At 40.1% G+C, this 15,314-nt stretch carries 14 protein-coding genes and 1 pseudogene; all 15 read right to left on the minus strand.

Annotated elements, in window-relative coordinates; translation table 11 throughout:
• Window positions 1-158: 158 nt before the first annotated feature.
• Window positions 159-335 (minus strand): hypothetical protein, encoded by a 177-nt coding sequence (locus IPJ86_11445; GenBank protein MBK7887875.1) that lies wholly within the window; start codon window positions 333-335, stop codon window positions 159-161.
• A 304-nt stretch (window positions 336-639) separates the two neighbouring features.
• The gene (locus tag IPJ86_11450) at window positions 640-1,668 is read right to left on the minus strand and encodes a peptidoglycan bridge formation glycyltransferase FemA/FemB family protein (protein MBK7887876.1); all 1,029 of its coding nucleotides are present in this window, start codon (window positions 1,666-1,668) and stop codon (window positions 640-642) included.
• Between the two features lies 1 nt (window position 1,669).
• Complete coding sequence (locus IPJ86_11455) at window positions 1,670-2,452, minus strand: hypothetical protein (GenBank protein ID MBK7887877.1); 783 nt, start codon at window positions 2,450-2,452, stop codon at window positions 1,670-1,672.
• Window positions 2,442-3,011 (minus strand): hypothetical protein, encoded by a 570-nt coding sequence (locus IPJ86_11460; GenBank protein ID MBK7887878.1) that lies wholly within the window; start codon window positions 3,009-3,011, stop codon window positions 2,442-2,444. The genes IPJ86_11455 and IPJ86_11460 overlap by 11 nt, the downstream gene beginning before the upstream one ends.
• Complete coding sequence (locus tag IPJ86_11465; GenBank protein ID MBK7887879.1) at window positions 2,986-3,555, minus strand: hypothetical protein; 570 nt, start codon at window positions 3,553-3,555, stop codon at window positions 2,986-2,988. Before IPJ86_11465 ends, IPJ86_11460 begins: the two co-directional genes overlap by 26 nt.
• On the minus strand, window positions 3,552-4,724 hold the full coding sequence (locus IPJ86_11470; GenBank protein MBK7887880.1) for a hypothetical protein: 1,173 nt from the start codon (window positions 4,722-4,724) through the stop codon (window positions 3,552-3,554). The genes IPJ86_11465 and IPJ86_11470 overlap by 4 nt, the downstream gene beginning before the upstream one ends.
• A pseudogene (locus IPJ86_11475) lies at window positions 4,721-6,859 on the minus strand (bi-domain-containing oxidoreductase). Before IPJ86_11475 ends, IPJ86_11470 begins: the two are co-directional and overlap by 4 nt.
• A 2-nt stretch (window positions 6,860-6,861) precedes the next feature.
• Window positions 6,862-7,968 (minus strand): glycosyltransferase family 4 protein, encoded by a 1,107-nt coding sequence (locus IPJ86_11480; GenBank protein MBK7887881.1) that lies wholly within the window; start codon window positions 7,966-7,968, stop codon window positions 6,862-6,864.
• Between the two features lie 8 nt (window positions 7,969-7,976).
• On the minus strand, window positions 7,977-9,245 hold the full coding sequence (locus tag IPJ86_11485) for a hypothetical protein (protein ID MBK7887882.1): 1,269 nt from the start codon (window positions 9,243-9,245) through the stop codon (window positions 7,977-7,979).
• 13 nt (window positions 9,246-9,258) lie between these two features.
• Window positions 9,259-9,936 (minus strand): glycosyltransferase family 4 protein, encoded by a 678-nt coding sequence (locus IPJ86_11490; GenBank protein MBK7887883.1) that lies wholly within the window; start codon window positions 9,934-9,936, stop codon window positions 9,259-9,261.
• The gene (locus tag IPJ86_11495; GenBank protein MBK7887884.1) at window positions 9,866-10,390 is read right to left on the minus strand and encodes a hypothetical protein; all 525 of its coding nucleotides are present in this window, start codon (window positions 10,388-10,390) and stop codon (window positions 9,866-9,868) included. The genes IPJ86_11490 and IPJ86_11495 overlap by 71 nt, the downstream gene beginning before the upstream one ends.
• Window positions 10,390-11,997: an asparagine synthase (glutamine-hydrolyzing) gene (gene asnB / locus IPJ86_11500; protein ID MBK7887885.1), complete on the minus strand. Its 1,608-nt coding sequence runs from the start codon at window positions 11,995-11,997 to the stop codon at window positions 10,390-10,392. The genes IPJ86_11495 and asnB overlap by 1 nt, the downstream gene beginning before the upstream one ends.
• On the minus strand, window positions 11,933-12,298 hold the full coding sequence (locus IPJ86_11505) for a hypothetical protein (protein ID MBK7887886.1): 366 nt from the start codon (window positions 12,296-12,298) through the stop codon (window positions 11,933-11,935). Before IPJ86_11505 ends, asnB begins: the two co-directional genes overlap by 65 nt.
• Before the next feature lie 89 nt (window positions 12,299-12,387).
• The gene (locus IPJ86_11510) at window positions 12,388-13,392 is read right to left on the minus strand and encodes a glycosyltransferase family 4 protein (GenBank protein MBK7887887.1); all 1,005 of its coding nucleotides are present in this window, start codon (window positions 13,390-13,392) and stop codon (window positions 12,388-12,390) included.
• Between the two features lie 415 nt (window positions 13,393-13,807).
• Window positions 13,808-14,809 carry a hypothetical protein gene (locus IPJ86_11515; protein ID MBK7887888.1) on the minus strand — a complete coding sequence of 334 codons (1,002 nt, stop codon included), beginning with the start codon at window positions 14,807-14,809 and terminating at the stop codon, window positions 13,808-13,810.
• Window positions 14,810-15,314 lie beyond the last annotated feature (505 nt).

The following is a 15,314-nucleotide window of genomic DNA, read 5'->3' on the forward strand; positions in this document are numbered from 1 at the left end:
AGTGCAACTTAGTGCCCTCAGTGCCTCTGTGGTAAAAAAGAAAATCCCTTTGAAGACGGCGATCTCTATGCAACTAAAATTTGATAGTTTTTGACGAAAGACCGGCCGGAATAAAAAACTTCTGAATGTAATTATAATGAATAAGACAGGATCAAAAATTAATCAATTTTCGGAAGATGTTTTATCAGTTTTGCAGGTACTCCTCCGGCTAGCGTATTCGCTTCAATATTTCCTGTCACCACAGCTCCTGCAGCAATGGCCGAGCATTCCCCAATCACCACATTGGGCAGAATAATTACTCCCGCACCCAGCCAGGCATCTTTTCCAATAGTAATGCTTCCCTCTGATCGGAGGGAAAATCTTTATTAGCCGGGAATGATTGGGATCCGATGCGAGGATCAATGTAACCCGCGGACCAATAGAAACACGGTCCTCAATAACAAGATCGCAGGAGTTTTCTGAGTTCATCATTGAAAGGGATAGGCCCCCTGCAATATAGACTTCTTCCCCAACATGAAAGCCACATTGACGCAATGCCCATATTCGTACAGCATTGGCCGGAAATTGAGCAACAAAAAACCGCATGCATTTTATCCATGCCTGCCTTACAATTCCATATTTCTTTATTGCTTTCAAGGATTATCTTCGAATGTATTTATACAACTTCAAGCCCATCGTTCCGGTTTTCATCAAGAGAGGTTGATAGACTTTTTCAAACCTTCCGAAATTTACCAGCATCCCTCCAAATTTACTTTTAAAATCCCGCACTCCATAATCTGCATCCGGTTTACCCGCTCCCAGGAAGTCGAAATGTTGCATTCCATTCCGACATCCATAGTCGATAGCCGCCCAGGTGGCCAGAATACTGGGATATTGTTCTTTGAATTCTTTATCTAATCCTGCAATATACCACTCATAAATGGCTTTTCCGGGCATCAACGGACAAAGAATTCCTCCTATGATTTTACCTTCATGTTTAATCAACAAATATTTTCCAAGTCCTTTCCTGACTATCTCATTATAAAAGTAATCAAAAAAGCTTTTTGGAGGTAAGGGTTTGTTGACTTTTTCATGGTAAAGGTCTTTGAGTAATGCATAAAAGGAATTGGCTTCTTCCGGGGTAGTGGCTTCCACAATATGAGCTGAAGATAACCCCTTCTTGATCTGCCGGGCCTTGCTCTTGCTCATCGCTGACAGCAGTTGGTCGGAGTTTTCACTCGTGGTATTCACAAGAAAGTTGAGATGTTCAAGATAACTGAAGCCCGCATTTTCAAAAGCAGATTTAAGAGGTGTACAATCAAATGTATTTCTGAATTGCGAGTAAATCGCTTTTCCTGCAGTAGCATCATTATAACTCTTCAATAACAGTCCGGCCTGTGTTGCTTCTTCCACCAAGGGGCCTCCCCATACAATGCTTCTGGCAGTGAATCTCCCATAAAATGTATTCTCTCTTTGTATGACACTGACTAAAATACCGGCTACTTTTCCGGTAGAGTTTTGAATTAAGCCAAATACCATTGGTGTATAACCGGGTGTATTTTCAAAAAGATGAAAAGCTTCCGGAAGTTGAAAGAAATTTCCCTGCGGATGTGCATGTACATATTCCCGCCACCCTGCCTGAACAAGTTGCCCGCTATCTGTAACAACAGTATATGGTGCAGCACTCATTTTAATCCGTCATTGGGTTTGAAACGTAAAAATATTTTTTGATGACATTCTTTAAATTCTGAAATATCAATTCCTTCAGCCACGGGCCCGCCGAATCATGCCATCGTTGCGGATGAGTTGTGATCATAATTCGGGGAGGTAACTGGTTTTGCTTTACAGCGTTGATAATTTCTTCCGTTTTGTTGAAACGAAAGGAAAGCTGGAATGGGTTTTTTACCTTGTCCCGTACACTTACACGGTTGCCGTCCCAGCGCCGGCCGGTGTCCGTGAGATAGAGCGTAGAGGAGAAGTCAATATCGAAATAGGGCTCACCAAGAATATTGTATTTCTTATAGTCGTAATCTCTCCAAAGCATTTTATTGTCCCATACGGAAGCCGGACTTCCATGCATGCAAATAGTTTTTACAGGATAAAAAGTTCTGAAATACTTTAAATTGTTTTCAAAAAGTTGAATGGCTTTTTTAAAATCTCCATTCGCCAATGATAAATCTTCGTAATGATAACCGATTTCATGCCCCAGATCAGCGATCTTTTTAATGATTTCCGGTTGATTGCTTTCGGGGACGATGCGGAAGTAATACGTGCTTCTGATCGAGAGTTCATGCTCTATTTCAGCTTTTAAAAGACTTTGTATTGGCAAGTCATCCACATCGTGACGGAGGATAATGTACTTTGCCGGAAGTGTGCTTTTATAGACATCCTCGAAGGCGATGAAGGTATAGCCGTTGCCCTTACAGGTTGTCAGCAATTGTTTGTATTTATGAAGTGTAAAATCAAGAGACATTGTCACGGAATTTCTGTTGAAGGGTTGGATCTTTTAATAATTGTTCTGCACTTGACGGGTAATTTTCAAAAAACCAGACAAAGAATTGTGTCGGGTCAATCGTTTCGCGCAATAAACGTTCTCTTCGTTGCTGCCATAACTTTTTAAGATCGGGTGTAGAGATGAGTTCCCTTGTTTTCGCCAGGAGTTTTTCGGACTGATGGGTCGGGATACCAAAGGTGAGTTGATACTTATGCTCGAGCTCTTCCAGATAACCGAGTTTGCCCACGAAATCATTGAAGCGAATAGAAGGTGTGCCGAGCACCGCAGCCTCCGCTGTCATGGTTTGACTGTCACCAATGTAAAGATCTGAATAATACAAAACATCCAGTATGTCGGAGGCTTTAACATTCACACGGTATTTTTCTAACTCAGGAGGCAATGGTCGTTCGGAAGAGAGATGTATTTGTCCATAAGGCTCCAGTATCTGAATAAGATCATTGGCCAATTGGTTCGTGATTCCTGTTTTGTTTTCGTCATGCCATGCCGTTAGTTTAGCGAAACGAATGAATATATTCAATTTTTGCTTTCCGAATAACGCGTTGACTTTTTCTTTGTCCGGTGTGAAATAGGCCGGCCTTAAATAAGCAAGCTCTTGGTTGGCATTGTACTTTACTGTTTTGGGATGGTTGTTCCATTGCGCTGCCGAGCAGGAAACCGGACAAAGCTGATGATGAAGGAAGGGCACAAAGATTTTGCTGTAGACAGGAAATATTTCCAAGATCATCTTCAAAGACGCTAATGCTCTTTACTTCTAGCAGTCGTGCGAACGGTGCAAATTCAGCGGAAGTAGAAATGAAAAGATCGGGCTTTTCTTTACGCACGATCTTCCAATGTTGAAATGTTCGCTGAAGAAAGGAGAGTGCAATTCCTGTTCTCGAATCCTTACGTTCTTTCTCGGCGATATTGATGTATGGGAGTCCGCTTTCTTCCAATAATTTCCGGAGTACATCCTTCGTCTTAATCGTAACGATCACCGTATGCCCTTTCTCCTTGAGCATACGCATGGTATTCTTAAAGAGATGAAAGTGGGCCGGATGTGCCAGGTAAAACAGGTATTTCATAATGTGTGGTCTCCTGTTTTTAAGTGTTCTGATAAAGAGGAGAGCCCGGCGAGCATCCAACTATCCGACCAACGCATGAATGCAGTTTTTTCAGTATGTGTTCTGAATTTTCGGAAATAAAAATTGCCGGAGGGTGATTGCATATGGTGGATCATCCACAATGCACATTTCTTTGCGCTGTCAATATGTCCAAATCGAGTAAGACTCAATAACGTTTGCCCGGCAGCGGTACAATCTACCGGCCAGGAATCATTATTGTAAAATTTGGGTTGTCCCTCTGACGTAATGAAATTGTTCACATAAAATTGAACTCCCTTATTTAAAGCTACGGAAAATTTCATGTCCCCTGTGCATTTAATATACTCATCTAAACAATCCAGGACATAGGCAGTATGATAATTGTCGATTCGATATCCGGTGTTACGCTGTGAATAGATCCATGCACCTTCCTCCGACTGGTGTTTCATCACCCATGCCAGTGATTGTTCAGCAAGATTCTTCCATTCCGGATTCTTTGTAAGTTGATACCCCTGTGCCAGCAGTCGTGATCCTTTCATGCTGGCATTAAAAACTTTTTCCTTATCGAAAGGTGAATAGGAAAAACAGAAAGTACCATCTTCATCCACAGATCGGTTCAGGTGATTGGTGACAAATTCACATCCTTTTACCACCAATTCACGGGCAAGACTATTGTTGAAAGTAGTATGGGCTACGTAAAGACTATTTGTTATGATGCCGGTAGCAACAACGGTAGGTTGATAAGCCGGGATAGATGCATAGCGTGCCTCCCAGGGGAAATCATAACCCCAGCAGGCACCGCTATAATTCGGCGGAATGAGTTTGACCAGTTGATCAATCATTGCTTCGACCTTTTCTTTGTATTCAGGTAGGGGGTGAGTTGCAAATAAATAGGAGTACGACTGTATCCCCAGACCCAGAGAAACAGGATTAAGGCGGGGATGAATGCCCAATAGAGGACGTAGGTTTACCGGTGATCTTTTAATAAACTGCTGGGCAAGAAATCGAAGCCGATGGTTGCTTTTCAATACAGGGAGTTGGAAGAGGGGAGAGGTGAGTCCATCATAAGGATCGAAGCCCTTGAACTGCTCTTTTTCTACATATTTCAGCAGGCGATGTAAAGCATGTGCGATCAACTCTTCCTCTTTCATAGTGGAGCAACAGTCAGGTTGATGCCTTTTAGTTTTATGGATTCAATTACTTTAAAAGTGCTCAATGTGCTGTTGTAAATATTTTCAAATGAAACAGGCGTCGGCTTTCCTTCTTTTATACAGGCAATGAATTCAGCAATTTCCTGTTTATGGCCTTTATCCAGAGTGCCCCTTTTTGTACCTTGGTGCCCCGAGGTCCAAAACTCGTTAATTCCTTAAAGTCATCCAAGACCGCAGACAAAACCACCATTGAAAACCTCAATATATTCTTTACTAAGATCTTTATTTCCATTTGAAAAATAAGAGATAGATGCAATACTGCCATTCGCCAATTTCAAACTGATGCTGACGGTATCCTGCAACGCTGATGCATCATTCATGGCATGTGCACTTACTTCAACTACCAGGCTGCCGGTGATAAATGAACAGAAATCAATAAAATGACAAACTTCACCAATGATGCGTCCACCACCTGAGGCCGGATCATGTGTCCAATGTTCTTTCGGAACGATTCCGGCATTGATCCGATAGTTTATTGCAGAAGGAAGATTTGCATTCAATTGCTTTTTCATCTCTATTGCAAGCGGTGCAAATCTCCTGTTGAATCCGACCATCAGATGTGCCGACGATTTCGGATATTGATCGCGAATGGCATCGAGTTCACTGGTATGAATACAGAGCGGCTTTTCTGTGAAAACATTCTTGCCTTCTTTTAAAGCCTCTAACACATACGCTCCATGACTATCATGACGGGTAGCAATAAAAATTGTATTGATGGCGGGATCATGAATGATATCATTGGCATTACCGGTGCAATAAGTAAATCCGAATTTATCCGCAACATTTCTTGCATTGTTGGCGCGGGCGGTCGCGATACCTGTTAATGTCGCTTTTCCTTGCAAGGCAGGAAGAAGAAAGTTTTGTCCGAAAGAGCCGGCACCAATCATTCCCACCGTAATCGTGTTGGTGGCAGAGGGTTTGTCTTTCAATAGGATTCGATCTGAGATCTTTTTATTCGTATCGTATTCCAATACAATTCCTGAAAAAGCCGTTGATTTGCTTAAAATCATATCGTACGCTTTTGCCGCTTCACGAAATGGAAAGGTATGCGTGATAAGTTTGGAAAGGTTTATTTTTTTATTTTGAAGAAGTGAAACAAAGGCCTCCATATTCCTGTTTTCTGTCCAGCGGACATATTCATAGGGATAGTCAATACCTCGTTCCTCGTAATCCGTATCATAACGGCCGGGGCCATACGAACAAGACATTTTCAATTCAAGTTCCTTGATATAGTAATTTTTACGAGAGAATCCTGTCGGGACTGCTCCAACGATAATCACCTTCGCTTTTCTTCTGCATAAAATTCCAGCCAGATCAACAGGATCTGTGGAAGATGTAGATGCAGTTATAATGACAGCATCAACACCATAACCCCCGGTATGCTGAAGTAGAACAGACTCGAGTTGCGGCTCATCCCTGTGAAAAGAAAAATCGGCTCCATTTTCAGTGGCGAGTGCAACCTGTTTTTTGTCAATATCAATTCCGAAAACCTTTACACCCGAGGCGCTCAAAAGTTGAAGTGTAATTTGCCCCACCAATCCTAAACCGATGACAGCACACGTCTCTCCTAACTTTAAATCAGCCTGTCGGACACCTTGCAATGCAATAGCACCTACCGTGGTGAATGCGGCTTCTTTGCCCGGCAGAGCATCTCCAATTTTAACACAAAGGTTCACAGGAACTGCAACCACCTCTGCATGCACTGCAGTACTTCCACCGCAGGCAACACGATCGCCGATAGAAAATTCACGCACATCATCGGCTATGGCAATGACTTCACCGGTGCAACTGTATCCCAATGCGCTTGGTGCATCCAGTTTGTTCATCACTAAACGAAAAGTCTCTCTTAAACCAATGACTTTGGCGGTTTGTATGACTTTCTTCACTTCTTCTTTGCGTGCTCTGGCTTTTCCAATATAACCCAACCGGGCATCTTTTACCGTTTTACCTTCAGTTCCGGCACTGATCAAAGAGAAGTGATTTCTTACCAGAACTTGCCCTCGACCTAAAGCAGGAAAGGGCACCTCAAGCAGTTGCATGTGGCCATCCTTAAGGTTTTGAGTGAGTTGTTCCATAGTTATGTTGATATCACCTGATTAAAAATATTTTTCAGATGAGTAGTCATGTGGGCCAAAGTAAAGCCGGATTCATACTTTTTACGAGAGGCGAGGCCCATTCGTTTCCTTTTATCGGGTGATGTACACAATTCTATCAGCTTTTCCGACAATGCTTTCGGATCAGCCAAAGGTACGATGTATCCGTTAATTCCACTTTCCACTGACTCCACGATTGCTCCCAGGTCGGTACTGATGATGGGTAAGCCTGCAGCCATCGCTTCTACAATAACCCAGGGATGTCCTTCCGGTTCACGAGGTGGAAATACAAAAATATCGGCATTCGCCATGAATTGCAACTTTTGCGGGCTCTTTTCAGGAGAGTGAAAATTAACCGGAAGTTGCCCGGCTTTACAGATCTCCAGGCATTTACTTTTCGTCATTTCGTTTCTCCAGCCGCCAATAACATCAACTTCGATCTGGGAGGAAATATCTTTTGGGAACAGGTTTATCGCGTCAATAAGGTCTTCTATGCCTTTTGAAGATTGAAGATTGCCGAGGTAAAGTATGTTCACTTTTCCGCTTTCTACCCTTTGTCTATCAGGAATTTTATAATCACCGCCATTGGCTGCAACGAATATTTCATTTTCAGGAAAATATCCTTTGAATAAGTAACGTAGATTATTACCGAGTACTATTACCCCTGCACATAATTTGAAAATGCTTTTCACATAAAACCGCGTTAAAATACCGGAGCGATCCATCCATATTCTGAACTCACTTCCCCGTAGGTGTAAGAGTACTTTGCGACAGATCATGCGACTAAACAATATAAACAGGGAGTCCTTGAAAAATCCGACAGTGCTTTGACTAATAGGAATAAGAACAAGTTGTGGTTTTAATGCAAAACCATTTTGAAGAATCTGTTTATAAATTTTAGTATTCTTCAAAACTTTATTGAAACTCCATTTCCCGATTTCACGCAGGTCTGTGTTCGTTTTAGTGTCGATATGTATCAGCTCAAAATCTTTCTTCAAAGGGGATAGCAGTAAAATCTCCGTTGCAACTGCGGGACCCATAAAGGGAGGCGGAAGTTTACCGAAGATAAATACTACTGGTTTTGAGGTCATACTTAAGTTTAGAGTTGCCGTTCTTTAGGGAGTAATGCGAATGCTATGATAGGATATAAGATGTATAAGAGTGGGGCGTATAAGGTTGGAACAGTAGTAATAGACCAAAGAAGTATAGAGGAAATACATGCTGCTAAAAGGAATTTTTCCGGAATAGCCATGGAAATCCAATTTGACAAAGTGCTTAGAAGAAATGCTACATAGAAAAAAATGCCAATAAATCCTGTTAAAAACATAAGTCGTATGTAATCACTATGCATACCTCCGCTAATCATCACAATGGTTTCATTGAAATTGGCTGAAACAATTCCGGTAAAATGATTAAATGTGGGCATTTGTTCCCAAATTTCAAAATATCGTTCCCACCGTGTCATCCTCCCATTAAAAGCTTGATCGGCTTCTGATTCTCCTTCCACTACTAACAATTCTTTAAAAATTAAGGGTTCAATATGATTTATGTAAATGGTCTGAGCAAAAAAGGTGGAAACAATAAAGATAAATAGAAAGGTAAATAGGAGTCCTTTCGAATTTCGAAGATTGTGAAAAAGGAAAATAACAATAAGAAACAGGAAAACACCCCATGTGGAAACGTGTCTGATTCGTGTTAAGCCATACAATACAAATGCAATACCAACAATAAGATGCCACGCTTTTACTTTAATTCCGGAGGTCTTGTTGTACATATGCGTCAGGAAATAATAGCAAATTATAGTCAGAAATAAAATGAAAAAAATAGCATAGTTCATGATATCTGCATATGCACCTCTTATCCTGGAACCTCCACCTCTTCCTTGGCTGATGTATTCAATAGCTATAGGGTTGACTATAGACTCATATAAAAAAATCGTGAAAGGGAATAAACAGGATATCAGAAAGCTTGTAAGTATTCCGTGCAAATCCTCTTTTGTTTGAACAAATCTTCGGGCATAGTAAAACAGAAAAACCGGTGTAATATATTTTATCAAATCGCCAAATGCAACTACATTGAGTTGTATAAACCAAAACGTTAGTGCGTTGAATAATAGAAAAAAGCAAAATACTCTGAAGAGTATTTCCTGTAAACTGTCAGGCGACCGTTGAAGTCCTCCGGATATCATACTTAGCAAAATCAATACAGGAGTAAGAACACCTACAATATATAAGGGTGAAGCAAGCGCCGATGTTTCTTTCAACTCATAGAAATTGTCAATAATCGGTCGTAATAGAATTAGCCAGACAAACCACTTTTTACTGAGCGGCAATCCTTTTAACCATTTCCACCAATTTTTATAACTCATTCTTACTGCTAAATTAACTGTTTTTTATGGCTTTCATGAACCCTGATACCGAATTCTTTAGACTAGCTTTTTCTGTAATAGTACGAGCAGCTTTTTTTCCGAATTGCTCCATTAATTCTTTGTTTTGGACCATCCATTCCATTTTATCGACTGTCTTTTTTAAATCGCTGAAGTCGTTGATGAAACCGTTTTCTCCCTCCTCAATCAGATCATAAACTGCTCCGGCATTATGGGAAGCGAGGCAGGCTACCCCGGCAGCCATGGCTTCATTCAAAACAAGACCCCATATATCGAAATTTGTTTGAAAAAGAAGGATGTCAGTTTCTGCAAGTACTGCCGGTAATTCATTTTTTTGCAAATATCCTTTAAATTGTACTACTTCTTTAAGCTTACGTTTTTCAACTTCGTTTTCCAGAGCAGCTTTACTAATACCATCACCGATGATAAGAATCCGAAAATCATGTCTTTTCTTTAATAATTCAGAAGAGGCTTCTATTACTTTATAGACGTTTTTTCTTGGTACTAAATATCCCAAATAAGCAAAGGTGAATACATCTTTCTTTATAACCTTGCGGCGGGCAGAATTTGTTTCTTCTCTAAAATAGTCGGTGTCAACGGTATTAATCGCTATGTGAATTTTTTTCCTTTGCAGCCCCCAGTTTTTCCAAATAATCCGAGGCCAGTGACCCATATGCTATATAAGACTGCGCTCTTTTTAAGAGGAGTTTTCTGAATAACTTTCTCCACCATGAAATTCTTCGCCCTCCCAATTCTATTGTTCCGCTCCAGATCAGAAAGGGGGTGCTGTAGAAAAACGTATACAAGGTGCAAATGAGTGTTGCCGGTGAGAATCCCGAGGTAATGATACGCCAGGGTTTAAGGAGGCGTAACTGCTTCCATAATCCTCTGTAAAAGAAATAGGTCTTCTCCGCATCTTCTCCTACCGAATATTTCCCGCCATCAAGCAGGGTGTAGCTAAATTGGAAATCGTTTGGATTGATTTCAAATTTTCGTCTTTTGTAGCCTAGACTGGAAAAAATAACATGTAACTCCATTCCGGCTTGTCTCATCTCTTCGCCGAGCAAATTAAAGAGCGGAATCCTGTAAGGAGTTGGAATGTTCGTTATGAGCACCACTTTTTTCATCAGGCCGACATCCATTTTTTAAACCAGGCCATCATAAAATAGATGGTCCATAGTTGGTTGGTAAATGCTGTGTTTCCCCTTCTGATCTGTTCAATTTGATGCTGTAATCCCTTTTCATCAAAGATGCCTGTGTTGCGTGCGAAGCTTTTCAAATGCTCGTCCATATAGTCGAGCATGACATCACCTGCCCATTCGCGCAGCGGTACACAGAATCCCATCTTCCTGCGGTAGAGAATGTCGTTTGGTAATAATCGCTCCAGACTTTTCTTAAGGATATATTTGGGCTCGTTGTTTTTAATTTTTAATCCGGCAGGAACTGAAAAGGCGGCATTGATGAGATGAAAATCTAAGAATGGACATCTTATTTCTATACTGTTGGCCATTCCGAGCCTATCCATACGGTACAAGTACTTTGCGGGAATTTGAAATTTAAAGCCCAGATAGCACATCCAATCCAGGTCTTTCAGCCAGCTATGCTTTCGTTTTAATAGATCAAATTCCTTCCTGTACTGATGGATGACACTAAAAGAATCAAAAGCGGATGAGGATGTATTGAATTGTTCCGAGAGGAAGGTGCGTTTTGTGCTTTCCTTAAAAGCCCGGGCTCCGCCCCAGAAGAGTTCTTCGTTCTTTGCCGCTCTTGAAAATATTTCCCTGATAGCAGAGGCTTCATCCTTAGTTTCATTGATGAGTCCTGCTATACCTTTCCGCAAAAATGATGGTGTCTTGCTGTAGATATGATAAAGTGGATAATAGCGATTATACTGCAACCAGGACCTGTATCCGGCAAAGAGTTCATCAGCTCCATCACCCGTTTGTACTACGATGGTGCCCTTCTCCCGTGCTAATTTCGAAAGGAAATAGATGGGGATGCAGGTAGCATCTGCCATTGGTTCGTCAAAGCTGTCAATAATATGTGGAAGACTGTTTGCTATATCTCCGGCATCAATATTGACTTCATGATGTTCCGTCTTGTACATATCTGCAATCCGATGGGCAAAGGATTTTTCGTCATAATCCGGTGCATCTTTAAAACCTACAGAATAAGTTTTAACAGGATTGGAATTGGTCTTGCTCATCAATGCTACGATAGCACTCGAATCAACACCACCACTTAAAAATGCACCGACAGGAACATCAGCCACCATTCGGTAATCCACCGATTTTTCCAACGACCGATAGATCGTATCACTGATCTCTTGTTCACTGCTGGATGTCCAGTCTTCCGGTGAAATTTCCCAGTATTGTTCAATTTGTGTTTTCCCTTTAGTAATGGTCATGCAATGTCCGGGCGAGAGTTTGTGAATTCCCTTGAACATTGTCATAGAAGAGGGGAGTTGATTAAAAGTAAGGAAGTGATAGATGGATTCTTCATCAGGCACAGCACTTACCCAGGGCAAGGTCAGCAATGCTTTTATTTCTGATGAAAAGCTGAAAATGCCATTGAATTCACAATAGTAAAGTGGTTTTTTTCCGGCTCTGTCGCGTGCCAGGTACAAGGTTGCTGAAGCTTCCTCCCAATAGGCAAATGCAAACATGCCATTAAGTTCTTTTAAAGCGCCATGCTTTTTTTTTCTTATAGAGCTGTAGTAAAACCTCTGTATCACTATCCGAAATATATCGATTCGAATTTCCTGTTTGAGTTTTAATTTCTTTGTAATTGTATATTTCACCATTGAAAACAATAGCATTTCCGGACTCATCTGTCATGGGTTGATGTCCGGATGGAGAAAGGTCAATGATGCTGAGACGTCGGTGACCGAAAGCCAGTTCTTTTCCTCTGGAAACCCATTTCCCCTGATCATCAGGACCCCTATGTGCAATCCGGTCATTCATTCGTTGCAGCAAATGTTCTGCATCAGGCAGAGCTGCTCCGTTTAGATTAAATATTCCGTTGATCCCACACATGTTAGAGTGATGTATAAAGTTGCTTTAAGGTGAGGGCCATTGATTCAATAGAATATGCTTTAGCATATATTTTTCGTTGCACTATACGATCAGGCGAATTTTCTGTTTTTACATTCACACGTTGCGTAAAGAAGTGAAGTGAGCTCCTCTACCGATGAAACTATTGCTTGTGGATCGTTAGGTCGGATGATCTCTGTTAAGCCTCCTCCGTCTTCAAAAGCAATTACTTTTTTTCCTTGCTGATATGCTTCTATGGCAACAAGTCCGAATGCTTCTCCCTGTGATGGAGCTACGCAAATATCGCAAACGGAAAGTAATGCACGGGAGTCACCATATCCGGGAAAGGAAATACGGTTTTCTGATTTTAACTGCTGTACTTGTTCCTTTAATGCCTGCTCTTCCGGGCCTTCACCAAGAATGATTAATCGGGCTTCCGGTAACTGGAGTTTGCAAAAAGCATCAATCAAACGGTCAAATCGTTTTACCTGAGCAAGTCTTCCGATGGCGACAATAAGAAAGGTGCCTGGTTCTTTTGTGAATGAAGGATCTGCATTTACTTTGGTCGTATAGTCCGGTACTCCATTGTAAATTACTTTTGAAATTTTGGGGCGAACGCCAAAAAAATTTTTGGAAACATCTTCGCTGAATTTGGAATTGTATGTAATGGCATCGGTGAAATTATTCAGAAAGTACTGTTGCATTTTACGTACAACTTTATCATTCAAAGTTGCTGTCCTCCCAATACCGAAATTACCATGTTCTGTGTATATTATTTTTTTATGACTCTTATGTGCCGCCCATGCCAGAACAGGATTGAAAGTGTGAAAATGAATGATATCATATTCCGATATAGCCTTTTTGCTTTTGCTGATTACCTCACGGTTCACTTGCAATCCGCCTTTAAAACCGGCTATGAACATATTTATTTTCAATTGTAAAAAATCATGCATGAGTTCCCCTTCTTCTTTGGCTATCAATAAACCGACCTTCATCGTACTGTCTTTTTTCTGCTCTTCCAGAAGATGATACACAATCTTTCCAATTCCACCCATCCCGGCCGACCAAATCACATGTAGTACGCTAAGCGGAATCATCTGTGTTTTTACGTAATTTTATGTGTAATAGATACGTGGCTAGGAGTAGAATGGTCAATTCACATCATTCAATTGTGAAATAATTGAAAATTGGTTAATTTTAGCTCTAGTTACATATTGCAATATTACAATTTGGAAAGGGAACATTTTATTGAGAAGAGGCTTTTTCTATCGTTTGTATAGGAACCTTAATATTGAGTTGATTTACAATAGGATAGTGATAATTAAAATACTTCTTTGAACAATAAGAAAATAGCAATTATTTTATATCAATCCTAAAATCGGATATCTAAAGATTGGACCTATGGGCCTAAAGGTGCAATTTGATCAATTTTTCCAGTTCACGCTTTCACAGGCAACTTTCACCAGAGGATTGTATTTCAAATATTGAAACTTGATTTCGTCAAGAGCATTGTTAAATGACTTTTGCAGTTAAACTTGATATCATTGTCATAAAATTGGGTAAATGTTCCCGATTATAAACTTTCATCCGCTTTAAGAATTCGAATCTTTCCTTAACAATCTCTGAGGTATTATGTGTGATAGGGCAATAAAAATCAAACCTGTTTAGTTTATGCTGTAATTTAAAATAATTTCTTCCAAAAAGCGAAAGCATTGAGGGTAATAAAATTCCGGTCCTGCTATAATCTAATTTTTCGGCCTTCCACAGTTTCATGTTCTTGGAAATGACATATCTTTCCATCTCTGGAAGAAAAAGTGGACTTTTGATGAGTGTTTCTTGAATAAATGCATCGAATTGTGGTCCGAAATTGGAAACCCATTCGCGAATATCATTATCTGATGGAGGGGTCTGGAACCAGAATTGGATCCATTGTTTGAGTTGAAGTAAGGGAGAACTAATTGGGTTTTTTGAATCATTGAGCATTTGGAGGTCATATAAAAGTCCTTTCATGTGCTGAAGTAAAGATCTGATTTTTATAACTTTATAGCTGTTTTGAATTTTTAAATCAATGTAGTTGATGATTATATATTCTATTGCCGTTTGAACTGATAAGCTCCTTTCTTCTTCTTGAGTTCGGAGACGGTGGTAGGAAGATGGGGCACTGCCGAACAATAATTGCTGGTCACTCCAAAGATTAAAATGAGTGTTTTCAGTAAAATGTTTTTCCGAAATTGCCATGATCCCGTGTGTGAACAACACCTTTTGATGTTTAGGCAATGATTCAAAACCGTTTTTTAAGCACGTTACCCCATTTTCGAAAACAAAAATTAAGTCGAGATCTGAAATTCCAGGGGTAGTAATGTTTCCGAATTTGTAAATAGCCTTTAGTCCATCCAGTTGCTTGTTCTTGTTTACTATACATGCAATTGTTTCGTCATATAACTGTCGTGTAATGGGACTGGGACGATCAATGAACTTATAGGTTAGCATGTGTTTTTTACGAGGTGTTTTCAAAAGGTTACAAGAATTGATTCTTTCTTGTTCCTTTGGATTAAATTATATTTCGAATGGAAGTTGAACTTTGCTGGCTTTCACGGGCACTTCAATTATACTGATTTTTTTTATTTTTCTTGGAAATGTTTTACTTTAATCAGAATCTGCATTTCGCCTGTATGTATTATAGACGAGTATTAAAGAGATGCGTTGGTATCAAATTGCGCGTGTTTGCGAAGTCTGGTAATAAAGCGTAATATAATGATTGTCTCTCTTGAAATTCAACGAATATGCCGTTTTTATAAATCATCATTTTCACTTTTATTGAACAAAAATAACTTTTATACAGATCTTTCGAAAGATAATGAGTTTTTTCTTATTTTATTAACTGTATAAAATGAGGTATAATTAAAAAAATGAACCATGGATACGATCTGAAATGGAATAAGATAACTTCTTGTGAGGAGTTTCCATCCATTAGACTGAGAGAGGAGGATACGTCTGGCGCATTCATAAATTTCATGTC

The organism is Bacteroidota bacterium, assembly GCA_016713925.1.
Classification (GTDB): Bacteria; Bacteroidota; Bacteroidia; order AKYH767-A; family OLB10; genus JAJTFW01.